Origin of the sequence: Kribbella sp. NPDC049227, assembly GCF_043197265.1 — a bacterium.
Lineage (GTDB): Bacteria > Actinomycetota > Actinomycetes > Propionibacteriales > Kribbellaceae > Kribbella.
Genome location: NZ_JBICST010000001.1, coordinates 1181816 through 1206775, shown reverse-complemented (window position 1 = coordinate 1206775; position 24960 = coordinate 1181816). Strand labels below are relative to the sequence as shown.

General features: G+C 69.5%; 27 protein-coding genes and 1 pseudogene. 23 read left to right on the top strand and 5 right to left on the bottom strand.

Annotated elements, in window-relative coordinates; genetic code table 11:
• Positions 1-16 precede the first annotated feature (16 nt).
• Positions 17-979 (bottom strand): zinc-binding alcohol dehydrogenase family protein, encoded by a 963-nt coding sequence (locus ACGFH6_RS06070; RefSeq protein ID WP_393380886.1) that lies wholly within the window; start codon positions 977-979, stop codon positions 17-19.
• An 88-nt stretch (positions 980-1067) separates the two neighbouring features.
• Here ACGFH6_RS06070 and ACGFH6_RS06065 point away from each other — a divergent pair, with 88 nt between their 5' ends.
• Positions 1068-1499, top strand: a complete 432-nt coding sequence (locus ACGFH6_RS06065) for a MarR family winged helix-turn-helix transcriptional regulator (RefSeq protein ID WP_393380885.1) — start codon at positions 1068-1070, stop codon at positions 1497-1499.
• Between the two features lie 30 nt (positions 1500-1529).
• Here the strand turns inward: ACGFH6_RS06065 and ACGFH6_RS06060 are convergent, their stop codons facing one another.
• On the bottom strand, positions 1530-2018 hold the full coding sequence (locus ACGFH6_RS06060) for an inorganic diphosphatase (protein WP_393380884.1): 489 nt from the start codon (positions 2016-2018) through the stop codon (positions 1530-1532).
• A gap of 50 nt (positions 2019-2068) precedes the next feature.
• On the opposite strand from ACGFH6_RS06060, the gene dacB reads away from it, so the two are divergent.
• From dacB to ACGFH6_RS05985, 15 genes are all read left to right on the top strand, one after another.
• The gene (dacB, locus tag ACGFH6_RS06055) at positions 2069-3430 is read left to right on the top strand and encodes a D-alanyl-D-alanine carboxypeptidase/D-alanyl-D-alanine-endopeptidase (protein WP_393380883.1); all 1362 of its coding nucleotides are present in this window, start codon (positions 2069-2071) and stop codon (positions 3428-3430) included.
• Positions 3431-3481: 51 nt separating this feature from the next.
• Positions 3482-4576: a zinc-dependent metalloprotease gene (locus tag ACGFH6_RS06050; protein WP_360449888.1), complete on the top strand. Its 1095-nt coding sequence runs from the start codon at positions 3482-3484 to the stop codon at positions 4574-4576.
• A complete protein-coding gene (gene tilS, locus ACGFH6_RS06045; RefSeq protein ID WP_393380881.1) occupies positions 4548-5612 on the top strand; it encodes a tRNA lysidine(34) synthetase TilS in 1065 nt (354 codons plus the stop codon). Before ACGFH6_RS06050 ends, tilS begins: the two co-directional genes overlap by 29 nt.
• 4 nt (positions 5613-5616) lie before the next feature.
• Positions 5617-6168, top strand: coding sequence for a hypoxanthine phosphoribosyltransferase (hpt, locus tag ACGFH6_RS06040; RefSeq protein ID WP_360449883.1), 552 nt, complete (start codon positions 5617-5619; stop codon positions 6166-6168).
• A gap of 172 nt (positions 6169-6340) precedes the next feature.
• Complete coding sequence (gene ftsH / locus ACGFH6_RS06035) at positions 6341-8377, top strand: ATP-dependent zinc metalloprotease FtsH (protein ID WP_360449880.1); 2037 nt, start codon at positions 6341-6343, stop codon at positions 8375-8377.
• A gap of 64 nt (positions 8378-8441) precedes the next feature.
• Positions 8442-9014, top strand: coding sequence for a GTP cyclohydrolase I FolE (gene folE / locus ACGFH6_RS06030; protein ID WP_393380879.1), 573 nt, complete (start codon positions 8442-8444; stop codon positions 9012-9014).
• Between the two features lie 572 nt (positions 9015-9586).
• Positions 9587-10711 (top strand): S1 family peptidase, encoded by a 1125-nt coding sequence (locus ACGFH6_RS06025; RefSeq protein ID WP_393380878.1) that lies wholly within the window; start codon positions 9587-9589, stop codon positions 10709-10711.
• Positions 10712-10828: 117 nt separating this feature from the next.
• Entirely contained in the window at positions 10829-11626 is a 798-nt protein-coding gene (gene folP, locus ACGFH6_RS06020) for a dihydropteroate synthase (RefSeq protein WP_131513139.1), read from the top strand.
• Positions 11623-12108: a nuclear transport factor 2 family protein gene (locus tag ACGFH6_RS06015; RefSeq protein WP_360449875.1), complete on the top strand. Its 486-nt coding sequence runs from the start codon at positions 11623-11625 to the stop codon at positions 12106-12108. The genes folP and ACGFH6_RS06015 overlap by 4 nt, the downstream gene beginning before the upstream one ends.
• On the top strand, positions 12105-12497 hold the full coding sequence (gene folB, locus ACGFH6_RS06010; RefSeq protein WP_360449872.1) for a dihydroneopterin aldolase: 393 nt from the start codon (positions 12105-12107) through the stop codon (positions 12495-12497). Before ACGFH6_RS06015 ends, folB begins: the two co-directional genes overlap by 4 nt.
• Positions 12494-13051: a 2-amino-4-hydroxy-6-hydroxymethyldihydropteridine diphosphokinase gene (gene folK, locus ACGFH6_RS06005; RefSeq protein WP_393380876.1), complete on the top strand. Its 558-nt coding sequence runs from the start codon at positions 12494-12496 to the stop codon at positions 13049-13051. Before folB ends, folK begins: the two co-directional genes overlap by 4 nt.
• On the top strand, positions 13051-13566 hold the full coding sequence (locus ACGFH6_RS06000; RefSeq protein WP_393380874.1) for a DUF3180 domain-containing protein: 516 nt from the start codon (positions 13051-13053) through the stop codon (positions 13564-13566). Before folK ends, ACGFH6_RS06000 begins: the two co-directional genes overlap by 1 nt.
• Positions 13567-13577: 11 nt before the next feature.
• Positions 13578-14018, top strand: coding sequence for a hypothetical protein (locus tag ACGFH6_RS05995; RefSeq protein WP_393380873.1), 441 nt, complete (start codon positions 13578-13580; stop codon positions 14016-14018).
• 43 nt (positions 14019-14061) lie between these two features.
• The gene (locus tag ACGFH6_RS05990) at positions 14062-14457 is read left to right on the top strand and encodes a hypothetical protein (RefSeq protein ID WP_393380872.1); all 396 of its coding nucleotides are present in this window, start codon (positions 14062-14064) and stop codon (positions 14455-14457) included.
• Positions 14458-14517: 60 nt separating this feature from the next.
• A complete protein-coding gene (locus tag ACGFH6_RS05985) occupies positions 14518-15300 on the top strand; it encodes an inositol monophosphatase family protein (RefSeq protein WP_393380870.1) in 783 nt (260 codons plus the stop codon).
• Between the two features lie 33 nt (positions 15301-15333).
• Here the strand turns inward: ACGFH6_RS05985 and ACGFH6_RS05980 are convergent, their stop codons facing one another.
• On the bottom strand, positions 15334-16539 hold the full coding sequence (locus ACGFH6_RS05980) for an NADH-quinone oxidoreductase subunit D (RefSeq protein WP_393380868.1): 1206 nt from the start codon (positions 16537-16539) through the stop codon (positions 15334-15336).
• A 25-nt stretch (positions 16540-16564) separates the two neighbouring features.
• Here ACGFH6_RS05980 and ACGFH6_RS05975 point away from each other — a divergent pair, with 25 nt between their 5' ends.
• Together ACGFH6_RS05975 and ACGFH6_RS05970 are read left to right on the top strand one after the other, a co-directional pair.
• Positions 16565-17053 (top strand): PH domain-containing protein, encoded by a 489-nt coding sequence (locus ACGFH6_RS05975; RefSeq protein ID WP_393380866.1) that lies wholly within the window; start codon positions 16565-16567, stop codon positions 17051-17053.
• A pseudogene (locus ACGFH6_RS05970) lies at positions 17041-18333 on the top strand (PH domain-containing protein); the annotation flags it as partial. The gene ACGFH6_RS05975 and the pseudogene ACGFH6_RS05970, both read left to right, overlap by 13 nt.
• A 20-nt stretch (positions 18334-18353) precedes the next feature.
• Here the strand turns inward: ACGFH6_RS05970 and ACGFH6_RS05965 are convergent.
• Both ACGFH6_RS05965 and ACGFH6_RS05960 read right to left on the bottom strand, forming a co-directional pair.
• Positions 18354-19235, bottom strand: a complete 882-nt coding sequence (locus ACGFH6_RS05965; protein ID WP_393380865.1) for an SAM-dependent methyltransferase — start codon at positions 19233-19235, stop codon at positions 18354-18356.
• Positions 19232-19789: a 2'-5' RNA ligase family protein gene (locus ACGFH6_RS05960; protein ID WP_393380863.1), complete on the bottom strand. Its 558-nt coding sequence runs from the start codon at positions 19787-19789 to the stop codon at positions 19232-19234. Before ACGFH6_RS05960 ends, ACGFH6_RS05965 begins: the two co-directional genes overlap by 4 nt.
• 31 nt (positions 19790-19820) lie before the next feature.
• Here ACGFH6_RS05960 and ACGFH6_RS05955 point away from each other — a divergent pair, with 31 nt between their 5' ends.
• Genes ACGFH6_RS05955 through ACGFH6_RS05935 form a run of 5 tightly spaced genes read left to right on the top strand, consistent with a single transcriptional unit; the run spans position 19821 to position 24875 of the window.
• Positions 19821-20750 carry a Rossmann-like and DUF2520 domain-containing protein gene (locus ACGFH6_RS05955; protein WP_393380861.1) on the top strand — a complete coding sequence of 310 codons (930 nt, stop codon included), beginning with the start codon at positions 19821-19823 and terminating at the stop codon, positions 20748-20750.
• The gene (gene panC, locus ACGFH6_RS05950) at positions 20747-21574 is read left to right on the top strand and encodes a pantoate--beta-alanine ligase (protein WP_393380860.1); all 828 of its coding nucleotides are present in this window, start codon (positions 20747-20749) and stop codon (positions 21572-21574) included. The genes ACGFH6_RS05955 and panC overlap by 4 nt, the downstream gene beginning before the upstream one ends.
• A gap of 22 nt (positions 21575-21596) precedes the next feature.
• Entirely contained in the window at positions 21597-23264 is a 1668-nt protein-coding gene (locus ACGFH6_RS05945) for an L-aspartate oxidase (RefSeq protein ID WP_393380859.1), read from the top strand.
• Complete coding sequence (gene nadC, locus ACGFH6_RS05940; protein WP_393380858.1) at positions 23257-24111, top strand: carboxylating nicotinate-nucleotide diphosphorylase; 855 nt, start codon at positions 23257-23259, stop codon at positions 24109-24111. The genes ACGFH6_RS05945 and nadC overlap by 8 nt, the downstream gene beginning before the upstream one ends.
• Complete coding sequence (locus ACGFH6_RS05935) at positions 24111-24875, top strand: type III pantothenate kinase (protein WP_393380856.1); 765 nt, start codon at positions 24111-24113, stop codon at positions 24873-24875. The genes nadC and ACGFH6_RS05935 overlap by 1 nt, the downstream gene beginning before the upstream one ends.
• Positions 24876-24960: the final 85 nt, after the last annotated feature.

Here is a 24960-nt window from a genome sequence, read left to right as displayed (position 1 = left end):
TCAACTCTAGAACGGTTCAGGGCTTGGCGATGAGTCTTCCGAGGTTGGCGCGGGCGTCGAGGGTTCGGTGCAGGTCGACGACCTCGGCCAGTGGGACGGTGGCGTGGACGACCGGGCGCAGGTCGCCGGACTGCCAGCGGCGGGTGACCTCGGCGATGTCGGCGCGGGCCCCGTCCGGATTGGCCAGGCGCCAGCCCATCACCGAGACGCCGGTGACCGACCGGAGGCCGAACAGGCTGCTGGCGGGAATCGTCGGGAGAGCACCGCTGATACCGCCGTACGTGATCATCGTGCCGAGCGGTTTGATCAGCTCGAGGCTCTGGTCGAAGACTGTTCCGCCGACGGCGTCGAGGGCGGTGTTCACGCCGTCGGGTGCGAACTTGCGGACCTGCGCCGGCCACTCGGGGTCGGTCAGGTCGACAGCCTCGGCGCCGAGCGAGCGGATGAAATCCAGGCGCGCCGCGGACGACGCTGTACCGATGATCGTCGCCGGGCGGAACGACCTGGCCAACTGGACGGCGAGGTGGCCGATGGTGCCGGCCGCGGACTGGATCAGTACAGAGCCACCGACCGGGATGCGGCCGGTTTCCAGCAGGCGCAGGGCGAGCGGCGCCGTCATCGACATCATCGTGGCTTCGCCCGCGTCGGCGTGGTCGGGGATCGGTGCGATGAAGTCCGTGTCGAGGACGGCGTACTCGGCGAACGCGTCCTCGGACAGGCCGCCCACGCGATCGCCGACAGCCAGACCGGAGGTGTCCGGACCGAGCGCGGTGATGCGGCCGACGACATCACCGGTGAGCCGGGCGGGAAGCGGTCGGTCCCAAGGAGTGTTGCCGCGGCGGAGAACGGCGTCGATGGCGTTGGAGCCGATGGCCTCGACCTCGACCAGGACCTGACCGGCGGCGGGCTCGGGTACGGCGACCTCCTCGAGCCGCAGGACCTCGGGGCCGCCGTACTCGTGGTAGCGCACTGCGCGCATGGGTTTGTCTCCAAATCGTGGGAGTTATAAATAATAGGAGAGTCCCACGATAACGCCGGACGTGACGGCTGCCAATAGAGTTGTTCGGGTGAAGAAGTCGCCGACCCATCGTCTGGCCGACCGGGTGCTGTGGGCGCTCGGCCGGTCGAGCCAGCAGGCGCAGCGCCTGGTCCGGCAGCACATGACGGAGGCCGGCGTACGCACGTTGCACTACCACGTGCTCGCGAGCCTGGCCGACGACGGCGAGGGTGCTCAGGCGACGCTGGCCGACCGGATCGGGTTCGACCGCAGCGATCTCGTCACTCTGCTCGACGAACTGGAAGAGCTCAAGTACGTCGAACGCCGGGTGGACCCCGCGGACCGGCGCCGGAAGATCGTGGCGATCACGCCCGCGGGGGACAAGCAACTGCTCGCGATGGACGAGCTGATCGCGGCCGCCGAGACGGAGTTGCTGGAGCCGCTCAGTGCGACCGAACGCAAGACCCTGCTCGGCCTGCTCCGTCGGCTGACCGCCGAGTGAACCGCCGGGAATCCCGGCCGGCGGGACGGATCAGTGGGCTTCGGTCTTCAGGCGCTCGAAGGACGCGGTGATCTCGGCTTCGGCCTCGGTCCGGCCGGCCCAGGTGGCGCCTTCGACGGACTTGCCGGGCTCGAGGTCCTTGTAGACCTCGAAGAAGTGCTGGATCTCCAGCCGGTCGAACTCGGGCACGTGGTGGATGTCGCGCAGGTGCTCCTGGCGCGGGTCGCCGGCCGGGACACAGAGGACCTTGTCGTCCGGCCCCTTCTCGTCGGTCATCCGGAACATGCCGATCGCGCGCGCCTTGATCAGGCAGCCGGGGAACGTCGGCTCGGGCAGCAGCACCATCGCGTCCAGCGGGTCGCCGTCCTGACCGAGGGTCTCCTCGATGAACCCGTAGTCGGCCGGATACTGGGTGGCCGTGAAGAGGGTCCGGTCCAGCCGGAGCCGGCCCGTCTTGTGGTCCAGCTCGTACTTGTTGCGCGTGCCCTTGGGGATCTCGATGAAGACGTCGAACTCCATACGGCAGATACTGTCACGGTTCGGACCGACCAACTGACAGGAGCAGCCCGGTGCCCCGTCCTCCCCGTGCGGTGTTCGTCACGCTGCTCGCCACAGCGCTCTGCGTGAGCCTGGCGGGCGGAGCGGACGCCGTACCCGGATCTGTCCAGGCAGCACAGCAGGCGCCGGCCGTGCTGGCACCTGCCAAGGCCGAGGGCGTCGCGCCGACCGCGGCCGGCGTCCAGAAGGTGCTGGCGCCGATCCTCAAGGACCCGGCGCTGGGCAAGCACCGCGGGATCTACGTGTACGACGCCTCCCGCGGCAAGGCGGTGTACTCGGCGGGCGCGGCGACGCCGTACGTCCCGGCGTCGACGATGAAGCTGCTGACGACGGTTTCCGCGCTGGAGACCCTCGGACCGGACCACAGGTTCACCACGAAGGTCGTCAGTGGAGCCGGTAGCTCCCTGATCCTCGTCGGCGGCGGCGACCCGCTGCTCGCCACCAAGCGGTCCAGTGACCCGACCGACTTCCCGATCCGCGCATCCCTGCAGGACCTGGCGGCCGGTACGGCGAAGGCACTCAAGGCGCAAGGCATCCGGAGCGTCACTCTCGGGTACGACGCCTCACTGTTCACCGGGCCCGCGGCCAACGCGAACTGGGAGCCGAACTACACCACCGAAGGCATCGCGGCCCGGACGTCCGCGCTGTGGGTGAACGAGGGCCGTCTGTCCCCGGGGATGGCGAAGCGGGCCGACTCCCCGTCGCAGGCGGCGGCCACCGCCTTCGCCGCGCAGTTGCGTGCGGCCGGCATCCAGGTGGCGCCGGCCCTCAAGGCGGCCGTCGCTCCCGCTGCGGCCAAGACCGTCGCACAGGTGCAGTCGCCGACGGTCGGCCAGATCGTCGAGTACGTGAACCTGCACAGCGACAACGACGGAGCCGAGGTGCTGCTGCGGCAGGTCGGACTGGCCACCAAGAACGGCGGCTCGTACGCCGGTGGGGTCAAGGGCGTACGGGCGACGCTGACGAAGCTCGGTCTGGATGTCAGCAACGCCCGGATCCTCGACGGCAGCGGGCTGTCTCGGGGCAACCACGTGCCGCTGGAGCTGCTGGCCGGTGCGATCCGGGCCGCGGTCTCCACCGAGCACCCGGAGCTGCGGCACTTGCTGACCGGGCTGCCGGTCGCAGGATTCAGCGGAAGCCTCGAGGAGCGCTTCACCGGAGCAGGCACAGCCAGCGGGACCGGACTGGTCCGTGCGAAGACCGGCACGCTGACCGGAGTCCACAGCCTGGCCGGTCTGGTCCGCGACCGCACCGGCACCCTGCTCGTGTTCGCGGTGGCCACCGACAGTGTTCCGGTGCCCAAGACCCTCGACGCGCGGGCCGCGCTCGACCGGGCAGCTGCCGCGCTGGCCAACTGCGGATGCGCGGTCTGAGCCGGACCGATCAGCAGACGCATATTGGGACATGCGACTAGGGTCAGAAACATGAGTACGGCGGAAGGTGAGACCGCGGCCGAGATGGTCGACTGGCAGCTGGCAACGGGAGTGGCTCGCAAGCTGCTGCGGCCCGGACCGGCGGTCAGCCGCGCGGAGGCGGATCAGGTGGTGGCCGAGCTGCGGCAGTTCGCGGCCGACTCCGAGCACCACGTCCGGGAGTTCACCAAGCTGGAGGCCACCTCGGCGACCGCGCCGGTGGTGATCGTGGACCGGCCCGGCTGGGTGCAGGCGAACGCGGACGGCTTCCGGACCGTGCTGCAGCCACTGGCCGACAAGCTGCGCGAGAAGGCCGAGCGGACCGGTGGGTTGTCCTCCGCGGTCGGCTCGCGGGTGACCGCGATCGAGGCCGGCGCGCTGCTGGCCTTCCTCTCGTCCCGCGTGCTCGGGCAGTTCGACCCGTTCTACCCGTCCGAGCCCGACCCGGACCGGCCGGGTCTGACCGGCCGGTTGCTGCTGGTCGCGCCGAACGTCATGCACGTGGAGTCCGAGCTGGGCGTCGTACCGCGGGACTTCAGGTTGTGGGTGTGCCTGCACGAGGAGACGCACCGGGTGCAGTTCACCGCGGTCCCGTGGCTGCGGGACCACCTGCGGTCGGAGATCGCGTTGTTCCTCGACCAGGCCGAGCTGGACGCGTCGGCGTACGCCGCGATGTTCCGCGAGGCGGTGCAGCGGCTGGGCCGCTCGGTCCGCGGTGAGGCCGAGCTGAGCCTGGTCGACCTGATGCAGTCGCCGGAGCAGCGTGCGGTGCTGGACCGGCTGACCGCGGTCATGTCCCTGCTCGAGGGCCATGCCGACTTCGTGATGGACGGCGTCGGGCCGTCGGTGATCCCGACCGTGGACGCCATCCGCTCCAAGTTCACGTCGCGCCGGCAGAGCGGCAACCCGGTGGACCAGTTGCTGAAGCGGCTGCTCGGCCTGGACGCCAAGCTGCGGCAGTACAAGGACGGCGCCGCGTTCGTACGCCGCGTGGTCGAGCAGGTCGGGATGGACGGGTTCAACCGCGTCTGGACCGGGCCGAACACGCTGCCGACCAAGCACGAGATCGCGAATCCGGATGCCTGGGTCAGCCGGCTCCACGGCTGAGCCACCGGGCGGATCGGCTGCCGACGATCTGGTCGAGCGCCGGAGAGGGAAGCTGCACCCCGCCGTCGCACGCACGCGGGAGGCAGTGCGGACCATGCTGGCCGAGCTGCCCAAGGGCACGACCGTTCTGGTCGCCTGCTCCGGCGGAACGGACTCGCTGGCCCTCGCGGCCGCGACCGCCTTCGAGGCTCCGAAGCTGGAGCTCCGTGCTGGTGCGGTCATCGTCGACCATGGGCTCCAGGTCGACTCCGCCCACGTCGCGGAGACCGCCGCCACACAGTGCCGCACCCTGGGGCTCGACCCGGTCCACGTGCATCCGGTAGAGGTCGGCGCCGACGGCGGTCCGGAGGCCGCTGCCCGGGCGGCGCGGTACGACGCTCTTCGTGACGCGGCCGACGAATCCGGGGCGGACGTCGTACTGCTGGCTCACACGCGGGACGACCAGGCCGAGACTGTTCTCTTGGGGCTGGGGCGCGGCTCGGGCGCTCGGTCGCTCGCGGGCATGGCTCCGGTCGCCGGACTGCTCAGAAGGCCGTTCCTGGAGGTTCCTCGAGCCACCACGGCGGCCGCGTGCATCGCGTCGGGGCTCCGGCCGTGGCACGACCCGCACAACGACGATCCGCAGTACACCCGGGTCCGTGTGCGGCACGAGGTCCTGCCGGTCCTCGAGGAGGCGCTGGGGCCTGGTGTGGTCGAGGCACTCGCCCGTACGGCGGGGTTGCTCCGGGCTGACGCGGATGCGCTGGACGTGCTCGCGGCGGACCTCGCGGAGACCGCACTCCGGCGTACCGACGACGAAGTGGTGTGCGACATCGGGATGCTCGAGGGCGAGCCGGCGGCGATCCGGACCAGGGCCCTGCGTCAGGCGGCCCTGGAAGCGGGCTGCCGGGCCACGGACCTCACCGCGGGGCACATCGCGGCCGTCGACGCGCTGGTGACCGCATGGCGTGGACAGCGGTGGATCGATCTGCCACAAGGGGTCCGGGCGGTGCGCAGGGGCGGATTCATCGTGTTGGGCGAAGGTGTGACAGGCTGACCGCGTGGATGCCGCGGACATCGAGAAGGACCTGAGCAAGGTCCACTACACCGAGGACCAGATCCTGGCGAAGCTGCGCGAGCTCGCGGCGCGGATCGAGCAGGACTACGAGGGCAAGGACCTGCTGATGGTCGGCGTCCTGCGGGGCGCGGTGATGGTGATGGCCGACCTGGCCCGGTCGTTCAGCCGGCACGTGGAGATGGACTGGATGGCCATCTCATCGTACGGCTCGGGCACCAAGTCGTCCGGGGTGGTCCGGATCCAGAAGGACCTGGACACCGACATCACGAACCGGCATGTGCTGATCGTCGAGGACATCATCGACACCGGGCTGACGCTGAGCTGGCTGGTCAGTAACCTGGAGTCACGGAAACCGGCCTCGCTGGAGCTGTGCACGGCGTTCGTGAAGCCGGACGCGGCCAAGATGCGGGTCCCGGTCAAGTACGTCGGACTGGAGCTCCCGGACGAGTTCGTGGTCGGTTATGGCCTGGACTACGCGGAGAAGTACCGGAACCTGCGTTGCGTGGCGACGCTGGCCCCGCACGTCTACTCCTGATCCGTCCTTCGGGGCAGACTTGGTGACAGCCTGTACAACGGGGTCACGCCGTCTTGGTGACCCTCGTTATGTGTTGTCTTGTGCGACACGAGACACTTGGACTGGTGTTACCGTCTCAAGCCCGCATACCCGGGCCTGCCGAGCTAGGAGGGACGGGGCGTAGGCCTCGATCATGGACGTGAAGCGTATCTTCCGCGGACCCCTGTTCTGGATCGTCGTCGCCTTCTTGGGCGTACTGGTGATCGGACAGCTCCTGACCGGCTCGACCGGGTACAAGACCGAGCCCACCGGCCAGGTGGTCCAGCTGATCCAGCAGGCCAAGTCCTCGTCCGACAAGTCGATCAAGTCGGTGACTCTGATCGACCCCGACCAGGAGATCCGGGTCGAGAAGACCGACGGGACCAAGGTCCGGGCGCACTGGGTCGACGGCCAGGCCAACACCCTCGGCAACGACCTGCAGTCCCTGTTCCAGGACGGCAAGATCGAGCGGTACGACGTCGAGAACCCGAAGCCGAGCTTCATCGGCCAGGTGTTCTCCACGCTGATCCCGTTCCTGCTGATCGCGGTCGTGTTCATCTTCTTGATGAACTCGATGCAGGGTGGCGGCTCCCGGGTGATGAGCTTCGCGAAGTCGAAGGCCAAGCTGATCACCAAGGACACCCCGAAGACGACCTTCGCGGACGTGGCCGGCTGCGACGAGGCGATCGAGGAACTCGGCGAGATCAAGGAGTTCCTGCAGGAACCAGGGAAGTTCCAGGCGGTCGGGGCGAAGATCCCGAAGGGCGTGCTGCTGTACGGCCAGCCCGGTACCGGTAAGACCCTGCTGGCCCGTGCGGTCGCCGGTGAGGCCGGTGTGCCGTTCTACTCGATCTCCGGTTCGGACTTCGTCGAGATGTTCGTCGGTGTCGGTGCCTCCCGGGTCCGCGACCTGTTCGAGCAGGCCAAGACGAACGCCCCGGCGATCGTGTTCATCGACGAGATCGACGCCGTCGGCCGGCACCGTGGTGCGGGCCTCGGCGGTGGTCACGACGAGCGCGAGCAGACGCTGAACCAGTTGCTGGTCGAGATGGACGGCTTCGACGTCCGCGGCGGTGTGATCCTGATCGCGGCCACCAACCGGCCCGACGTGCTCGACCCGGCCTTGCTGCGGCCGGGCCGCTTCGACCGGCAGATCGCCGTCGACGCGCCGGACCTGCCGGGTCGCGAGCAGATCCTGAGGGTGCACGCACGTGGCAAGCCGATGGCGCCGGATGTGGACCTGACGGCGGTCGCCCGTCGTACGCCGGGCTTCACCGGTGCGGACCTGGCCAACGTGCTGAACGAGGCCGCGCTGCTCACCGCCCGGAACAACCAGCAGGTGATCGACAACCGTGGTCTGGACGAGGCGATCGACCGTGTCATCGCCGGTCCGCAGCGCCGCAGCCGGCTGATGTCGGACAAGGAGAAGGTGCTGACGGCGTACCACGAGGGCGGGCACGCCCTGGTCGCCGCGGCGCTGCCGCACTCCGACCCGGTGCAGAAGGTGACGATCCTGCCGCGTGGCCGGGCCCTCGGCTACACGATGGTGATGCCGGACGAGGACAAGTACTCGACCACCCGGTCCGAGATGCTGGACAAACTGGCCTACATGCTCGGTGGCCGTGCGGCCGAGGAGATGGTCTTCCACGACCCGACCACCGGCGCCAGCAACGACATCGAGAAGGCGACCGCACTGGCTCGCGCGATGGTCACGCAGTACGGCATGACCGAGCGGCTCGGCGCGATCAAGTTCGGCCAGGACAGCGGCGAGCCGTTCCTGGGCCGCGACCTGGGCAGCCAGCGCAACTACTCCGAGGAGATCGCCGCGGCGGTCGACGAAGAGGTCGGCAAGCTGATCCTGAACGCACACCAGGAGGCGTTCGACATCCTGGTCGAGAACCGCGCGGTGCTGGACCACCTGGTCGAGGAGCTGCTGGAGAAGGAGACCCTCGACAAGCACGAGATCGCCAGGGTCTTCGCGCCGGTGCAGAAGCGCGAGCGGCGGCCGGCCTGGACAGGCTCGTCCACCCGGGTGCCGTCGGACCAGCCGCCGGTGATGCCGGTGCCGACCCGCGGCGAGCAGAACGGCTCGCTGTCCGACGTCCTGCCGGGCGGTGCGGTCGGCCCGGACGAGGCCGTCAAGCCGCCGACCTACGGCAGCGGCCCGACCCCGCCGTCGCCGAAGGACTGACCTGAAGTCCAGCAGCGCCGCCACCCCTCCGGGTGGCGGCGCTGCTGCTGTCTAAGGTGGCTGAATGACGTCACCGAAGTTCGACCACGCACGGGCCGAGCGGGCCGTCCGGGAGTTGCTGATCGCGATCGGCGAGGACCCGGACCGCGACGGCCTGCTGGATACCCCGGCCCGGGTGGCGCGCTCGTACGCCGAGATCACCGGCGGACTGGGCCAGCGGGCCGAGGACGTGCTGACGACGACGTTCGACATCGGCCACGACGAGATGGTCCTGGTGAAGGGCATCGAGGTCTGGAGCCTGTGTGAGCACCACCTGGTCCCGTTCACCGGCGTGGCCCATGTCGGCTACATCCCGAGCCGCGACGGACGGATCACCGGGCTGTCCAAGCTGGCCCGGCTGGTCGATGTCTACGCCAAGCGCCCGCAGGTCCAGGAGCGGCTGACCACGCAGGTCGCCGACTCGCTGGTCGAGCTGCTCGAGCCGCGCGGCGTGATCGTGGTGATCGAGTGCGAGCACCTGTGCATGACCATGCGCGGCGTCCGCAAACCGGGCGCCAAGACCATCACGTCGGCAGTCCGCGGCCAACTCCGCAATCCGGTCACCCGCGCCGAGGCCATGAGCCTGATCGTCGGCTGATCCACGCCCGCCTGCTGGTCGTCACCTGACCCGGTCGCCAGCCGGCCCGTCGGTGTACCCGCCGGCCCGTGGGTGCACCTGCCGGCTCGTGGGGTGCGCCTGCCGACGGCCATTCGAAGGGACAACCCCTGGGATCGTCCCTTGTCTCCTCGTATTCGGGCAGACAACCCGTCACTCGAGGGGATATCCGGTCAAATGCCCGCGGGGAGTGAGCGGGCGGTCGGTGGTGTACGGACCAACAGGTAGTGCACCTGCGATACACCGTACACAGAACGCACGTGCGCTCGAATGCACTACCTGTCGGCCGGACACCACCTGTCCATCTGCACGCCGCCATCCCCACCGAACCCGGACCCACACCTCAGGACAGGACCGCGGGACAGGTCGGTACCCACATCCTGTCCGCGGTCCCCACGAACTGCCCGGTGGTCCGCGCCCGGCCGTAGCCTCCGTGGCTGGTGGCTCGTTGGAGTTTGGAAGCCGATGTCTGTGGACATTCTGTCGCTGAGCGTTTACTTTCCGTAGTAGCGTTCGGTCGACGAGGACCGGATGCCGGCGTGAGGAGGACAAGGATGTCGGGGCGTTTCCGGGTCGGCGCCGCACTCGCCGGTGCCGTCGTACTGACGGCGGCCGGGCTGGTCGCGGCGAACTGGGCCACCGCGGACTCGGAGCCGTCGGGGGTGAAGCCCGGAGAGTTGACCGCCAAGTCTCCGGTGGTCGCCGACGCCCTCGAGACCGAGCTCGGGTCGCGGGCAGTCGGCAGCTACTACGACGAGGCTGGTGAGCTGGTCGTCGCCGTGTCCGATCTCGCCACCGCCGACCTGGTCCGCGCGGCGGGTGCGATCCCGCGGCTGGTCCGCTTCACCGCCGACCAGCTGAACGCGGTCCAGTCCGAGCTGAACCGGCTGGCCAGCAGCTCGAGCGCCGGCAAGGTCCGGTCCTGGTACGTCGATCCCCTCTCGGGCACCGTGGTCGTCACCGTCCCCCGGGGCGCGCGCGACCTGATCACCCAGCGCTTCCTCGACCGCGCCAAGGCGAACGGCGACCGCGTGACGATCCGGTCCGCGCCCGGCCAGGTGTCCACCACCGCGGACGACTTCGGCCTGCGCGGCGGCCTCCAGGTGGACAAGAACACCGGGTACGTCTGCTCCCTCGGCTTCAACGCCCGCACCAGCAAGGGCACCAGGATCTTCCTCACCGCGGGCCACTGCACCGCCGGCAAGCCGTCGTTCTCCCGGAACGGCTACGTGCTCGGCAACACCCGCACGTCGAGCTTCCCGGGCAACGACTTCGGCAGCGTCGGCGTGATCGAGGGCTGGGACCAGCAGGGGTACGTCGAGGGCTGGGGCGCCGGCAACGTCTCGGTCAAGGGGATCGCCAACGCGACCGTCGGATCCACGCTGTGCAAGTCGGGCAAGAGCACCGGCTGGACCTGCGGCCGGATCGTCGCCCGCAACGTGACGGTCAACTACGGCAGCAACAGGATCGTCAAGGGTCTGTTCCAGCACACCGCCTGCGTCGAGGCCGGTGACTCCGGCGGGGCCAACATGACCGGCAACTACGCCCAAGGCATCACCAGCGGCGCGGCCCTGATCAACGGCCAGTGCCTGGAGAAGACCGGTCAGACCAACGAGTCGTACTCGCAACCGATCGGCGAGGCCCTGCAGGCGACCCAGTCGCGCCTCGTGCTGAGCTGAGGCGGCTGATGCCCGGCTGGTTCCGCGGCTGGGGGTGACGGCCACTACGGTGGTCTGGTGAGTGATGGTTTGCGGGTGCACGTCGACGGGCTGCCGGTCCTGGACCGGTGTCTCGTGATGGGTGTTGTCAACGTGACCCCGGATTCCTTCTCCGACGGCGGCGAGTGGTTCGAGCCGGCCGCGGCGATCAAGCACGGCCGGGAGTTGCTGGCCGACGGCGCCGACCTGCTCGACGTCGGTGGCGAGTCGACCCGGCCGGGCGCCGAGCGGCCCGCGCCCGAGGAGGAGATCCGCCGGGTGCTGCCGGTGATCGAGGCGCTCGCGGCCGACGGTGCCCTGATCTCGGTCGACACCATGCGGGCCGGCGTCGCCGCCCTCGCCCTCGACGCGGGCGCGGTGATGATCAACGACGTGTCCGGCGGCCAGGCCGATCCGGACATGCTTCCCCTGGTGGCGGAGCGTCGTACGCCGTATGTCTGCATGCATTGGCGTGGACACTCCATCGACATGCAGAACAGGGCGGAGTACGACGATGTGGTCGCCGAGGTGATCGCGGAGCTCGGCCAACGCGTCGACGCGATCCGGTCCGCCGGCGTGGATCTGGGCAGGGTGGCACTGGATCCCGGTCTCGGGTTCGCGAAGAACGCGGACCACAACTGGGAAGTTCTTCGCCGATTACGGGAATTCGGCGTACTGGGCCGGCCGTTGCTCATCGGTGCGTCCCGGAAGGCGTTCCTCGGTAGGCTGCTCGCCGACGAGCAGACCGGTGAACCCAGACCGGCCGTACGACGAGACGATGCGAGCGCGGCTGTATCCGCCCTGGCCGCCGCCGCGGGAGCCTGGTGTGTCCGGGCCCACGCGGTGGCGCCGAGCGCGGACGCGGTCCGGGTGGCGAAGAGATGGGGAACGGTATGACGGACGGACCGGGCGGTCCGCGCCGGAGCGCGGGAGGAGACGGTGCGCGCGGTGCGACGGTGGAGGACGTCGTGCTGAACGCGAACACCGCGTTCTACAACGCGTTCGAGGCCGGCGACCTGGATCTGATGGCGGCGGTCTGGCTGCCGGATCCCGATCCGGTCTGCATCCATCCCGGCAACGCGGCGATCTCGGGGTACGCCGAAATGATGCGCGCCTGGGCGATGATCTTCGCCAATACGCCGTACATCCAGTTCTTTCTCACCGATGTCCAGGTCCGGGTGGATGAAGACGTGGCCTACGTCACGTGTACGGAGAATGTCCTGTCGTCGGGTGAAGGAGCCCCGGAGGAAGGGTTCGCGGGCGGTAAGGCGCTGGCCACGAACGTCTTCCGGAAAACTTCCTCAGGCTGGCGGTTGTGGATCCACCATGCCTCACCGGTACTGTCGTCGTCTGGGGGCCGACAGGAGGAGGCGGAATGAGCGGTCCCGCATCGTCCTTGCCTGACGTGATCGAGATTCGTGGCATCCGCGGTTTCGGGCGCCACGGGGTGTTCGAGCACGAGCGGGCCGACGGGCAGGAGTTCGTCGTGGACGTCCGGCTGGAGCTGGACACCCGTCCCGCCGCGGCCTCCGACGACCTGGCCGACACCGTGAACTACGGGGTCGTGGCCGAGCGGGTGCACCATGCGATCGAGACCGACCCGGTGGACCTGATCGAGACCCTCGCCCAGCGCATCGCGGATCTGTGCCTCGCCGACCGGCGGGTGACAGCGACCGCGGTGACCATCCACAAACCCTCGGCGCCGATCACGGTGCCGTTCGACGACGTTGTCCTGACCGTGCAGCGCAGAGCCGGAGAATCCTCGTGACTGAGACCCCAAGTCCCCACGTCATTGACGCGGACACCCTGAGCGGTGGCCTCAAGCCGATCCGCCAGGTGATCCTGTCGCTCGGGAGCAATCTCGGCGACCGTGAGGCGAACCTGCAGGGCGCGGTCGATGCGCTGCGGGACACCCCGGACGTCGTGGTGGTCGACGTCTCCCCGGTCTACGAGACCCAGCCGATCGGCGGACCCGACGAGTCCGGCCCGTACCTCAACGTCGTCCTGCTCGCCGACAGCACCCTGGCCGTGGACCTGTTGCTCGACCGCGCGCACGCGATCGAGCAGGCGTTCGGCCGGGAGCGCAGCGTGCCGGGTGCACCGCGGACGCTGGACGTCGACCTGATCACCTACGGCACGAAGGAGATCGAGTCCGAGGAGCTGACCATCCCGCACCCGCGGGCGCACGAGCGGGCGTTCGTCCTGGCGCCGTGGCTCGACATCGAGCGGGACGCGGTGCTGCCGGGGCGCGGCCCGGTCGCCGAACTGCTCGCGAAGGTCGGCACCGAGGGCGTGACCAAGCTCGACATCGAGCTCCAGTAGTGGCATCCGGCGGTCCAGAGCCCAACCAGGCGCCCGGCAAAGAGCCGCCGCGCCCGGGCTCGGTCCGGCCGACCTCACGCCGGTTGCTGATCGCGATCGCGGTCCTCGGGGCGGCGATCGGCGTGACCATGGTCAAGGCGATCGAGTCCGGCGGCGGGGTCGCGCCCGCGGTCTCCTGGCTGACGCTGATCGCCTGGACGTTCCTGGCCGCGCTGCTGTTCATGGCGGCCCGCAACACCCACCAGCGGATCCAGGTCCGGCGCGAACGGATCGAGCCGTCGCGGGCGGTGTTCCTGCTGCTGATCGCGAAGGCGAGCGCCTTCGTCGGCGCGTTGTGCACCGGGGTTTACGCAGGGTTCGCGTTAAGCTTCCTGGACGCGGTGAGTGCTTCGGGGCCGCGCAACCGAGTGATCATGGCCGGTGCCGCGGCGGTGGTCTCAGTGCTGGTCGTCACGGCCGGATTGTTGCTCGAACGCGCGTGTCGTATTCCCGAGGACCCGGACGAGACCCCCTAACATGGCGGTCCATGGGGTCAAGGGGTAGCCGCCGTCGAACCAGGACCACAGTTCTCACCGTTGCCAACGGTCTGCTGATCGTTGTCTGCCTGAGCGTGAGTGTCGCGCTCTTCTCCCAGAATGCCTGGATTCTCCGGGCTGCCGCCGCGGGCGCCGTCGTGATCGCGATCGCCGCCTCGGTGCTGTTCCGCCATCAGTTGCTGGTCGAGCGGCTGGCCCATTCCGACGAACGCGCCCAGGTGGCGCAGGAGTACTCCCGGATCACCAGCGCGCGGGTGGTCGAGAACGCCGAGTTCGTCGACCTGATGCAGCGCCGGCTCGACAAGATCGACCAGCGCCTGGACAAGATCGACCAGGAGGTCGCCACGGTCGTTGCCGCCGGCGACAAACACTCCCAGGCCGACGCCCCCACCGTCGTCGACCTCAAACTCCGGGGCCTGGCCGCTTCCTGAGACAGACCTCCCGGCCCATACTTCGGTGTGGGGAGGGATGGCTATGGGGCTGGATGCGAACTATCCGGCGGTGACGATGAACGATCCGAACGGGCACGTCACGGTCTTCAACGAGGATCACCTGCCGATCGGGCAGTTGGGCCCGCCGCCGTTCGAGTCGGCATCGGTGAATGTGACCTGCCGGCGGAAGGCGTGGGAGGACGAGGACTGGTACCGCCTGCTGAGCGCGGAGGGCTGGCCGTTCCCGGCCACAGAGGCGTACGTCGCCGCCAACGAGACGCACGAGCTGAATCCCGGGCAGCCGTATCCGATCCCGTCGTGCGGGTCGGGTTGTCCGATCAAGATCGGGCAGGCGGCGGGTGCCGGGGCGTTGGCGATCGGTGCGGTCGCCGCCGCGGCGGCCTGGCGGCGCCGGCGGAGGGCGCCGGGGATCGCCTGAGCGACCGGGTGGTGGACCTGGAGGAGCCGGGAGCCGGTGATCCCACGTAGGTTCTGGGGTGTGGATCTCGCTGAACTGCTGAAGGTTGCCGAAGCTGCTGTCGATCGCGGGCGGGTGGTGACCGACTCCCAGGCGCCTGGGGTGCTCACGTCCAAGGGTGATCGGGACATGGCGTCCGAGGTCGACTTCGCGGTGGAGCGGGAGGTGCGTGCGTTCCTCGAGCGGGAGACGCCGGAGATCGGCGTACTCGGCGAGGAGGAAGGCGGCGCGACGGACGGGACCCGATGGGTGCTCGATCCGATCGACGGGACGGTGAACTTCATCCACGGCGTTCCGCTGTGGGGGATCTCGCTCGGGCTGATCCACGAGGGACGGGCGGTGGCTGGCGTGATCGACCATCCCGCGCTCGGGACCCGGTACGCCGCGGCCGAGGGTCACGGTGCGACCTGCAACGGAAAGCCCATCCGGGGCAGCGAGTGCGCGGACCTGAGTGACGCATTGGTTGCCGTGGGCGACTATGCGGTCGGGCCGGACGCCGACCGGGTGAATGCCGAGCGGCTGGCTCTGACCCAGCTTCTCTACCCGCGAGCCCAGCGGATCCGGATGATCGGTACGGCGGCCACCGCGCTGACCTGGACCGCGGCCGGCCACTTCGACGCGACGATCATGTTCTCCAACAAACCCTGGGACACCATGGCCGGTGTCGCCATCTGCCGCGAGGCCGGCGTCGTCGTACTCGACCTCGACGGCTCGCAGCACGCACCCGAATCCCGCGGCACCTTCGCCGTCTCCGCAGCCCTCGCCGACCCGCTGCTCGAGCTGATCGCTCAGTCCGTCGGCTGATCCCGGCCGGCGGTCGCGGAGCGTGTCTTCGGACTATTTGTCGATGTCGCCGACGACGAAGAACATGCTGCCGAGGATGGCGATCATGTCCGGGATCACGGTGCCCGGGAGCAGCGCGGGCAGGGCGGAGATGTTGTTGAAGCTGGCTGACCGCAGCTTGAGCCGCCACGGTGTCTTGTCGCCGCGGGACACCAGGTAGTAGCCGTTGATGCCGAGTGGGCTCTCGGTCCAGGCGTACGTCTGGCCCTCCGGCACCTTCAGGATCTTCGGCAGCCGCACGTTGACCGGCCCGGCCGGCAGAGACGACAGCTTGTCGATGCACGCGTCGACGAGATCCAGCGACACCTTCACCTGCTCCAGCAGGACCGAGAACCGCGCGAAGCAGTCGCCCTCCGGGCGGGTGACGACCCGGAGTACGCCGTCCCGCAGGAGTTCGTCGTACCCGAGGTACGGCTCGTCGCGGCGGAGGTCGGCGTCGACGCCGGAGGCGCGGGCGATCGGGCCGGAGACGCCGTACTGCGCGATCAGTTCGGGCGCGAGCTTGCCGACGCCGACGGTGCGGGCGCGGAAGATCTCGTTGCCGAGGATGATGTCCTCGATGTCGGGCAGCCGCTTGCGGACCGCGACCGAGGCGGCCGACGCGCGGCCTAGCCAGCCGTACGGGAGGTCCTCCTTCAGGCCGCCGACGCGGTTGAACATGTAGTGCATCCGGCCGCCGGACAGCTCCTCCATCACCGCCTGCAGCGTCTCCCGCTCGCGGAACGCGTAGAAGACCGGGGTGATCGCGCCGAGCTCGAGCGGGTACGAGCCGAGGAACATCAGGTGGTTCAGGATCCGGTTCAGCTCGGCCAGCAAGGTGCGCAGCCAGACCGCGCGGACCGGCACCTCGAGACCCATCATCCGCTCGACCGCTATCACCACGCCGAGTTCGTTGGCGAACGCGGACAGCCAGTCGTGCCGGTTCGCCAGCACGATGATCTGCCGGTAGTCGCGCACCTCGAACAGCTTCTCCGCGCCGCGGTGCATGTAGCCGATGATCGGCTCGCAGCCGACGATCCGCTCGCCGTCCAGGGTCAGCCGCAGCCGCAGTACGCCGTGCGTCGCGGGGTGCTGCGGCCCGATGTTGAGCACCATGTCGGTGGTCGCCAGCTCCGAGCCGATCCCGGTCCCACCCCGCTCGTACGCAGGGTCGAATCCAGCCGCACCCGCGCCGATTCCCACGACTCGTTCCGTACTCATGCCTCTATCGTGACAGGCTGGGTGTGTGGATGACCTCTTCGCACCCTCGGATGTCAGCTGGACGCCGGTCTCGCCGAAGCTGGCCGCGGTCCGCCGGCTGAACGCGGGGATCACCGCCGGCGTGGTCGGAGTCGTGCTGCTGATCGTGCTCGGGATGACCGTGGGCTGGCTGTACGGCGTCCTCGCGCTGCTGGTGGCGGCGGCCGGGTTCGTCTGGGCGTGGGTCCTGATCGGGCGCAACCAGCGGTCCTGGAAGTACGCCGAGCGCGAGGACGAACTGCTGGTCAGCCACGGGATCATGTTCCGCGAGCTGGTGGTGGTCCCGTACGGGCGGATGCAGTTCGTGGACGTGGCCGCTGGCCCACTGGAGCGGGCGTACGGGATCGCCACGGTGGAGCTGCACACGGCCACGCCGGCGACGGACGCCAAGATCCCCGGTCTGCATCCCGACGAAGCCGGTCGGCTCCGTGACCGCCTGTCGGCGCTCGGCCAGGCGCAGGCGTGGGGCCTGTGACCGAGCCGACGCCCGGCCCGCCCAGGCAGCAGACAGCGGGGGTACGACCGCCGGTGACTGAGCAGACCGGCGCCCGCCTCCACCCCCTCACGCCGTTCGTGAAGGGCTGGGGGTACTTCGTCGTCGCGGCGTTCGCGCTGGTCAACAACGAGGGTCTGCGGAGCAATCTGACCATCGCGGGCATCGGACTGGCCGCGGTGCTGGTCGGCGGCATCCTGCTGGGCTCACTGTCCTGGTGGTTCACCAAGTGGCAGCTGACCGACGATGCGATCCGGGTCGACAGCGGGTTCCTGTTCCGGCGTACCCGGATCATCCGGTTCGACCGGATCCAGGCGATCGATGTGGCGCAGCCGTTCGTCGCCCGCCTGTTCGGGATGGCCGAGCTGCGGATGGACGTCGCGGGTGGCGGCAAGAGCGACGGCAAGCTCAGCTACTTCGCGTACGAGGAGGCCGGCAGGCTGCGCACGACTCTGCTGGTGAGGGCGAAGGGTCAGCAGGTCGCCGAACAGCAGACCGCCCGGGTCGAGTTGGAGCCGTTGCTGGTGGTCCCGACCGGCCGTCTGCTCGGTGCGACCCTGCTGTCGTCCACAGTCCTTGCGAGCGCGGGTGGTCTGGTCTGGTTGATCGCCGCAGCGACCGTGCTGAACTTTCACATCGGTCTGTTCGCCGGTCTGCCGCTGCTCCTCGGTGTGGTGCAGCCGATCTGGAAGCAGGTCGTCGGCAACCACGGCTTCACCCTCTCGGAGAGCGACCACGGTCTGCGCACCAAGCGCGGCCTGTTCGACGTCCAGCGGCAGACCGTGCCGCCGGGCCGGGTGCAGGGCCTGCTGATCACCGAGCCGCTCATCTGGCGTCTGCTGGGCTGGTCTCGGGTGGAGCTGGACATCGCCGGTGTGGCGGGCAACAAGGACGAGGGCGAGAGCGACCGCGAGGGCGCGCAGCTCCTGCCGGTCGGCGAGCGGGTCGAGGTGGCCGGCGTACTCGCACGGGTCCTGCCCGGCTTCGACTTGTCGCGCATCGACATGCGTCGCGCCCCGGAACGCGCCAAGTGGCTGCGCCCTATCGGCTGGCGCTACCTCGCGTACGGCGCCGACGACCAGGTGCTCGTCACGGTCCGCGGCTGGGTCAGCCGCCGTACGTCGATCGTGCTGCACCACAAGACCCAGTCCGTGCGACTGCAACAGGGCCCGCTCCAGCGCCGCCTGGGCCTCGCCAACGTCCACGTAGACACGCCTCTCGGACCAACCGACGCCGTAGCTCTCCACCGCGACCAGTCCGAGGCGGCAGCGCTGCTTCAGGATCAGGCGGACAGGGCCCGTGAAGCACGCCGTACGGTGTCGTCGCCGCTCGCAGTCCAGACCCAGCCGAAGCCACCGAGCCCGGACGGGTCCAGCAGCTCAGCGGCCTCGCCGGCTGACGACAGCTCGGACAGGTAGCGCAGCGGGTCCGTCTGAGCCAGCTCCAGGCTCGGACGGGCCGCACTCACTCCGAGGGCTCTCAGAGCGTCTCGCTGGAGCAGCAGGGAGCCTCCGAGCGAGTCCAGGGCCACATGGGCTGTCACATCGCAGGAGCCGTCCAGGAACGGGTCGCACTCGCGGCCGTCACGGAAGCCGGTCACAGTGCCGTACGGCGGGCGGCCGGCGCGGAGATGGCCGTAGTCGATGGCCAAGGCGACGGCGCCGTCGGTGAGGCGGTGCAGGACGTCTGCCCAGGCTTGGTCGCGGGTGGTGCCGATCTCGGCGCGGTCTCCTGGTTCGTGGAGGGCCCACCAGGTGTGCAGCCAGGCGAGATCGTTGCCGTCGACAACATTGCCGGGGGAGAGGTCGGCGAGGAGGTATCGCGGTACGCCGTCCTCGTCGAGCTCGGCGACGTCGCAGGGGATGTTGTCCAGCCATTCGTTGGCGACGACCAGACCGGTCAGGGACGCCGGCAGTTCGTCGTCGAGTTCGATGTCCAGGACGGAGAGGCCTTCGGCGCGGAGGACCTTGCCCAGTTCGCCGGAGCCCGCACCGATGTCGACGACCTCGTCAGCGCCGACCGCGCGAGCGAGCCGGGCGATCGCTTGTCCGAAGAGCTCTGACGCGTGCACCGACGTACGGAAATGCGCAGCAGGCCGTTCGCGCCGGTAGAACCCGTCCGGTCCGTAGAGCGCCGTGTGCCAGCCTTCCCGGAATGTCGTCATGCACCCAGCGGGACCGCACCGAACTGGCGCCAGACGCTGTCCACGCCCTCCCGCCACAGTCCGACCTCGGTGAGCTGCACGACAGGCGCCGCCTCCTCGGTGAGCGCGGCCTGAGCCTCGGCGACGACATTCGGGCCGCCCTCGGTGGACGACGCGATGGTCAGGTGCGGATGCGGGTCCAGGAACTCACCGCCGTACGGCGGGCAGTCCGGGAACGCCTCGTAGACCGTCTGCACCAGGGAACGGACAGTGTCGAACGGCTCCGGCCGCAGCCACGCCGTCCCGTTCGGGAACTGCCCCGCCGTGGGGAAGCTCAGCTCGAAGGGCTCGACCTTCGCCAGCACAGCTGTCAGCCGCTCCACATCGGCGTCCGCGGGCTCGGCGACCCACGGCACCAGCACACTGACGTGCGGCGGGATGAGCTCGGTCAGCGGGACCTGCGGCCGAAGTCTCGAGCGGGACGCCGAACGCCAGCGATCGGTGTACGCCGCCAACTCGGGGACTGTGATCAGAATCGCGGTCAATCCGCTCCGCGCGGCCCAGTCATCGCTCACCACGCCATGCTCTCATCACCTAGGCTGGCGAATGGATCGTCTGGTACCCGACCGCGGGACTGGAACGAAAAGAGTGAAGATGGAACGGATCGGCTTGATCGGAGCCGGCCGGGCCGGGACCGCCGTGGGAGCAGCCTTGGCGGCCGCCGGGCATCCCCTGGTCGGCGTCACCGCACGGTCGAGCGCGTCACGCGAACGCGCCGCCCGGCTCCTTCCGCACGTACCGGTGCTGACACCCGGTGAGGTCACTGAACGCGCCGACGTGGTCCTGGTCGCCGTACCTGACGACCTGATCCGCGAGGTCGCCGCCGGACTTCCCTTGACCAGCGACCAGTACGTCGTCCATCTGTCCGGGACGCACGGGCTCACGCCACTGCAGGGTCTGCCGGCGACTCCGGTCTCGCTCCATCCGCCGATGACGTTCACCGGGGACGACCCGGTCAGCCTGGACGACGTGCTGTTCACGGCGACCGCTCCGGACGTGGCCCGGCCGATGGTCGAGCGGTTGGTGAAGCTGCTCGGTGCGCAGGTGCAGTGGGTGGCGGAGGAGAACCGCGCTCTGTACCACGCGGGTCTCGTGCACGGCGCGAACCACCTGACAACGTTGGTTACCCAGGCCCTCGCCGTACTGCGGGAAGCGGGCGTCGCGGATCCGGCCGCAACGCTTCGGCCATTGGTGACCGCAACCCTCGACAACACGCTGCGATCCGGTCATCATGCGCTCACCGGGCCGATCGCCCGGGGCGATGTCGACACGGTGGCAGCTCATCTGGCCGTACTCCCGGACCGGACGGCAGGCACGTACGCCGAACTGGCCAGGGCGACGGTGGAGTTGGCGGCAGCGGACGGACGGTTGTCCCCGGAGACGGCGCAAGCGTTCTACGAGGTGCTGAAGGGGCACCGGGTCAGCGACCCGGACGAGGTGCTGGAGCGGTATCGGACAGGGGAGGCACCGCGATGAGACTCACCCAGACGAAGGCCGAACTGCGGGCGGCAGCGGCAGTCCGGCCCCGGGCGGTGGTGATGACGATGGGCGCCCTGCACGAGGGGCATGCGGCGCTCCTGGCCGAGGCGCGCGAGCGGGTCGGGCCCGAGGGCAGTGTGGTGCTGACGATCTTCGTGAACCCGTTGCAGTTCGGGCCGTCGGAGGACTTCGACCGCTATCCGCGCACGCTGGCCAGCGATCTGGCGGTCGCCAAGAACGAAGGCGTCGACCTGGTCTTCAATCCGTCCCGCGACGAGCTGTATCCGAACGAGCCGTCCATCACCGTCCATCCCGGCCCGCTGGCCGACGAACTCGAGGGCATGGTCCGGCCGGGCCACTTCGCCGGCGTACTGACGGTGGTGGCGAAGATGCTGCACCTGACCGCGCCCGACCTGGCCCTGTTCGGCGAGAAGGACTACCAGCAGCTGACGCTGATCCGCGAGATGGTGTGCGACCTCGACTGGGACGTCGACATCGTGCCGGTGCCGACCGTGCGCGAGCCCGACGGTCTCGCGTTGTCCTCACGCAACCGCTACCTGGACGAGACCGAGCGTGACGAAGCGCTGGTCCTGTACCGCGCCCTGACCGCGGGGGCGAAGGCCGGCATGAACGGTCCGGACGCCGTGATGGCCGCCGCCCAGGCCGAACTGGAGGCGGTGCCGTCGGTGAAGATCGACTATCTCGCCCTGCGCGCACCGGATCTCGGCCCGGTGATCGGCCCCGGCGAGGCCCGCATGCTGATCGCCGCCCGCGTCGGTCTGACCCGTCTCATTGACAACATTTCCATCACGCTCAGGTGAAATCGATTGATACGGTCGCTGGATGACCGCTCCTGCTGTCCCGCAACGGCTGTCCGCGCCGGAGCCCGGCTGGACCGACACCGTCGACGTGGTGGTGATCGGCTCCGGCATCGCCGGACTGACTGCCGCACTGAAGGCCCGTGAGCTCGGCACTGTCCTGGTGGTGACCAAGGATGTCGTCGCCTCCGGCTCGACCCAGTGGGCCCAGGGTGGTATCGCCGCCGCGCTCAGCCCGGAGGATTCGCCCGAGGACCATCTGCACGACACCCTGGTCGCCGGCGCCGGACTGTGCGATCCGGACGCCGTACGGGCGCTGGTGACCGAGGGACCGGACGCGGTGCGAGACCTGATCGAGCTGGGCGCGCGGTTCGACACCCTGGCCGACGGAGACCTGTCGCTGACGCGGGAGGGCGGGCATCACCGCAACCGCATCGCGCACGCCGGTGGGGACGCGACCGGCGCGGAGATCGAGCGGGCGCTGGTCGCCGCGGTGAAGCGGGCCGACGACATCCGGCTGATCGAGCACGCCCTCGTCATCGACCTGCTGACCGCCGCGGACGGTGGCGTCGCCGGAGTCACCCTGCACGTCATGGGTGAGGGCCAGTTGGACGGCGTCGGCGCGATCCGCAGCCGAGTCGTGATCCTGGCGTCGGGCGGTATCGGCCAGTTGTACGCCGCCACCACGAACCCGAGCGTCTCCACGGGCGACGGCATGGCGCTGGCGTTGCGGGCCGGCGCCAAGGTGCGCGACCTCGAGTTCGTGCAGTTCCACCCGACCGTGCTGTGGTTGGGCAAGAGCGCGAAAGGCCAGCAGCCGCTGGTGTCCGAGGCGGTCCGCGGCGAGGGTGCGTTCCTGGTCGACCACGAGGGCAATCGGTTCATGCAGGGTCAGCACGAGCTGGCCGACCTCGCCCCGCGCGACATCGTGGCGAAGGCGATCATGCGGCAGATGCTTGCCACCGGCAAGGATCATGTCTACCTGGACGCACGCCACTTCGGCGACGAGAAGTGGCGGGTCCGGTTCCCGACCATCCTGGCTTCCTGCCGCTCGCACGGCATCGACCCGGTGCGTGAGCTGATCCCGGTCGCGCCGGCCTGTCACTACTCGTCCGGTGGTGTGTGGACCGACCTGGACGGCCAGACCTCGGTGCCGGGGCTGTACGCCTGCGGTGAGGTCGCATGCACCGGTGTCCACGGCGCCAACCGGCTGGCCTCGAACTCCCTGCTCGAAGGGCTTGTCTTCGCTCGCCGGATCGCTGCCCACCTCACCGACGGCCTCCCGCCGCTGCGTGAGCCGGTCGCCGACAGTCGCGTCGCCGGCCTGGTCGACGCGGACGTTGTCGACGAGGTGCAGCGGGTGATGACCGTCGGTGCCGGCGTCATCCGCAGTGCCGGCGGATTGTCGGAGGCCGGTGCGACCCTCGCCAAGCTGGTCGAGCAGCCGGCCGGCGAGCCGGGTACGCCGGGATGGGAGGCGACCAACCTGGTCACGGTGGCGTCCGCCCTGATCGCCGCGGCCACCGTGCGCGAGGAGAGCCGCGGCTCCCACTGGCGTGAGGACCACCCGGATCGCGACGACCGGAACTGGTCGGGCAGTCTGGACCTGACCCTCCCGCCTGAGGGCGAGACCGCGAGACCGCGTACGACGTTCGTCCCGCACGACACCAAGGAGAATGTTCACCATGGATGAAGCCGTCGATCGGCAGTGGGTCGGTGACCTGGTGCGGGCCACCATCGAGGAAGACCTGGCCGGTGGCGCCGACGTCACCACGGTCGCGACCGTCGACCCGGACCAGATCTCGGTGGCCGAACTCGTCGCGCGTGCCGACGGCGTGGTGGCCGGCCTGGAGGTCGCCGAGCTGGTGATCCGGCAGGTGGCCGCCCCGGAAGAGATCGAGCTCGAGTACTCGGTCCGTGACGGTGCGTCGGTGCGCAAGGGCGACGTACTGATGACGATCCGTGGCAAGACGCGCCAGCTGCTGACTGCCGAGCGGACGACACTCAACCTGCTGTGCCATCTGTCCGGCGTCGCGACCCTCACCCGCCGTTGGGTCGACGCGGTCGAGGGGACCGGTGTGGTCATCCGCGACACCCGCAAGACCATGCCGCTGCTGCGGTCGCTGGAGAAGTACGCCGTGCGCTGCGGTGGCGGCAAGAACCACCGGATGGGCCTGTCCGACGCGGCGCTCATCAAGGACAACCACGTGGTCGCGGCCGGCGGCGTGGCGGAGGCGTTCCGTCTGGTCCGCAAGGCCTACCCGGACCTCGCGGTCGAGGTCGAGGTGGACTCGGTCGACGACGCGCTGATCGCGGTCGAGTCCGGTGCCGAGCTGATCCTGCTCGACAACATGGAGGTCCCGCAGTTGCGCGAGGCGGTCGAGAAGGTGGCCGGCCGGGCCCGGCTGGAGGCCTCCGGCGGACTCACGCTGGATCAGGCCCGGGCCGTGGCCGAGACCGGGGTCGACTACTTCGCGGTCGGCGCCCTGACCCACTCGGCGCCGGTGCTCGACATCGGGCTGGACCTGCGGGAATCCTGATGCTCCTCGCCGTCGCCGTCGAGAACACCAGGACGCTGGTCGGCCTGGTGCTCGACGGCACGGTCAAGCGGCACTGGTGGGTCGGCACCGACCCCCGGCGTACGGCCGACGAGTGGGCGGTCCTGCTGCAGGGACTGCTGACCGGGGAGTCGCCCGTGTCCGGCGTCGCTGTGTGTTCCGCCGTACCGCATGTGCTGCACGAGCTCCGCGACGTGGTCGCGCGCTACTACCCGCACGTGCCGGGCGTGGTGGTCGAGCCGGGCGTGAAGACCGGGCTGCCGGTGCTGGTGGACAACCCGCGCGAGGTCGGCACCGACCGGATCGCGAACGCACTTGCCGCGGTCAACCAGTACGGCGCGCCCTGCCTGGTCGTCGACGTCGGTACGGCGACCACCATCGACGTGGTCAACCCGGCCGGCGCGTTCGTCGGCGGAGTGATTGCCCCAGGCATCGAAACAGCGACCGACGCGCTCGGACAGGCCGCCGCGCAGTTGCGCCGGGTCGAACTCGTCCGACCACGCGCAGTCGTCGCGAAGAACACCGTCGAGGCGCTGCAGTCGGGCGCGATCCACGGCTTCGCGGCGCTGGTCGACGGTCTGGTCGGCCGCATTCGTGCCGAGCAGTCGCTTGATTCTTCGACTCCGGTGGTGCTGACCGGTGCCCTCGCCCCCTTACTGGCCGGCGAACTGACCACCCCGGTTCGTCACGAACCGTTGCTCACCCTGCACGGCCTGCAGCACGCGTTTGCCCGCAACAACCAATAGTTGCCCGATCGGGCGAGAGCCCTTGTGCCCGTGTGGTGACCGGGATCACCATGTGCTCAAGGGGAAAACCGGGGTTGGGGGAGAG

Excerpts from the sequence above, each read along its gene's own strand:
- ACGFH6_RS06070 (WP_393380886.1), bottom strand. The coding sequence starts at position 979 with ATGCGCGCAGTGCGCTACCACGAGTACGGCGGCCCCGAGGTCCTGCGG.
- ACGFH6_RS06060 (WP_393380884.1), bottom strand. The coding sequence starts at position 2,018 with ATGGAGTTCGACGTCTTCATCGAGATCCCCAAGGGCACGCGCAACAAG.
- ACGFH6_RS06050 (WP_360449888.1), top strand. The coding sequence starts at position 3,482 with ATGAGTACGGCGGAAGGTGAGACCGCGGCCGAGATGGTCGACTGGCAG.
- tilS (WP_393380881.1), top strand. The coding sequence starts at position 4,548 with ATGCCTGGGTCAGCCGGCTCCACGGCTGAGCCACCGGGCGGATCGGCT.
- ftsH (WP_360449880.1), top strand. The coding sequence starts at position 6,341 with ATGGACGTGAAGCGTATCTTCCGCGGACCCCTGTTCTGGATCGTCGTC.
- folE (WP_393380879.1), top strand. The coding sequence starts at position 8,442 with ATGACGTCACCGAAGTTCGACCACGCACGGGCCGAGCGGGCCGTCCGG.
- ACGFH6_RS06025 (WP_393380878.1), top strand. The coding sequence starts at position 9,587 with ATGTCGGGGCGTTTCCGGGTCGGCGCCGCACTCGCCGGTGCCGTCGTA.
- folP (WP_131513139.1), top strand. The coding sequence starts at position 10,829 with ATGGGTGTTGTCAACGTGACCCCGGATTCCTTCTCCGACGGCGGCGAG.
- ACGFH6_RS06015 (WP_360449875.1), top strand. The coding sequence starts at position 11,623 with ATGACGGACGGACCGGGCGGTCCGCGCCGGAGCGCGGGAGGAGACGGT.
- folB (WP_360449872.1), top strand. The coding sequence starts at position 12,105 with ATGAGCGGTCCCGCATCGTCCTTGCCTGACGTGATCGAGATTCGTGGC.
- ACGFH6_RS05995 (WP_393380873.1), top strand. The coding sequence starts at position 13,578 with ATGGGGTCAAGGGGTAGCCGCCGTCGAACCAGGACCACAGTTCTCACC.
- ACGFH6_RS05990 (WP_393380872.1), top strand. The coding sequence starts at position 14,062 with ATGGGGCTGGATGCGAACTATCCGGCGGTGACGATGAACGATCCGAAC.
- ACGFH6_RS05980 (WP_393380868.1), bottom strand. The coding sequence starts at position 16,539 with ATGAGTACGGAACGAGTCGTGGGAATCGGCGCGGGTGCGGCTGGATTC.
- ACGFH6_RS05965 (WP_393380865.1), bottom strand. The coding sequence starts at position 19,235 with ATGACGACATTCCGGGAAGGCTGGCACACGGCGCTCTACGGACCGGAC.
- ACGFH6_RS05955 (WP_393380861.1), top strand. The coding sequence starts at position 19,821 with ATGGATCGTCTGGTACCCGACCGCGGGACTGGAACGAAAAGAGTGAAG.
- panC (WP_393380860.1), top strand. The coding sequence starts at position 20,747 with ATGAGACTCACCCAGACGAAGGCCGAACTGCGGGCGGCAGCGGCAGTC.
- ACGFH6_RS05945 (WP_393380859.1), top strand. The coding sequence starts at position 21,597 with ATGACCGCTCCTGCTGTCCCGCAACGGCTGTCCGCGCCGGAGCCCGGC.
- nadC (WP_393380858.1), top strand. The coding sequence starts at position 23,257 with ATGGATGAAGCCGTCGATCGGCAGTGGGTCGGTGACCTGGTGCGGGCC.
- ACGFH6_RS05935 (WP_393380856.1), top strand. The coding sequence starts at position 24,111 with ATGCTCCTCGCCGTCGCCGTCGAGAACACCAGGACGCTGGTCGGCCTG.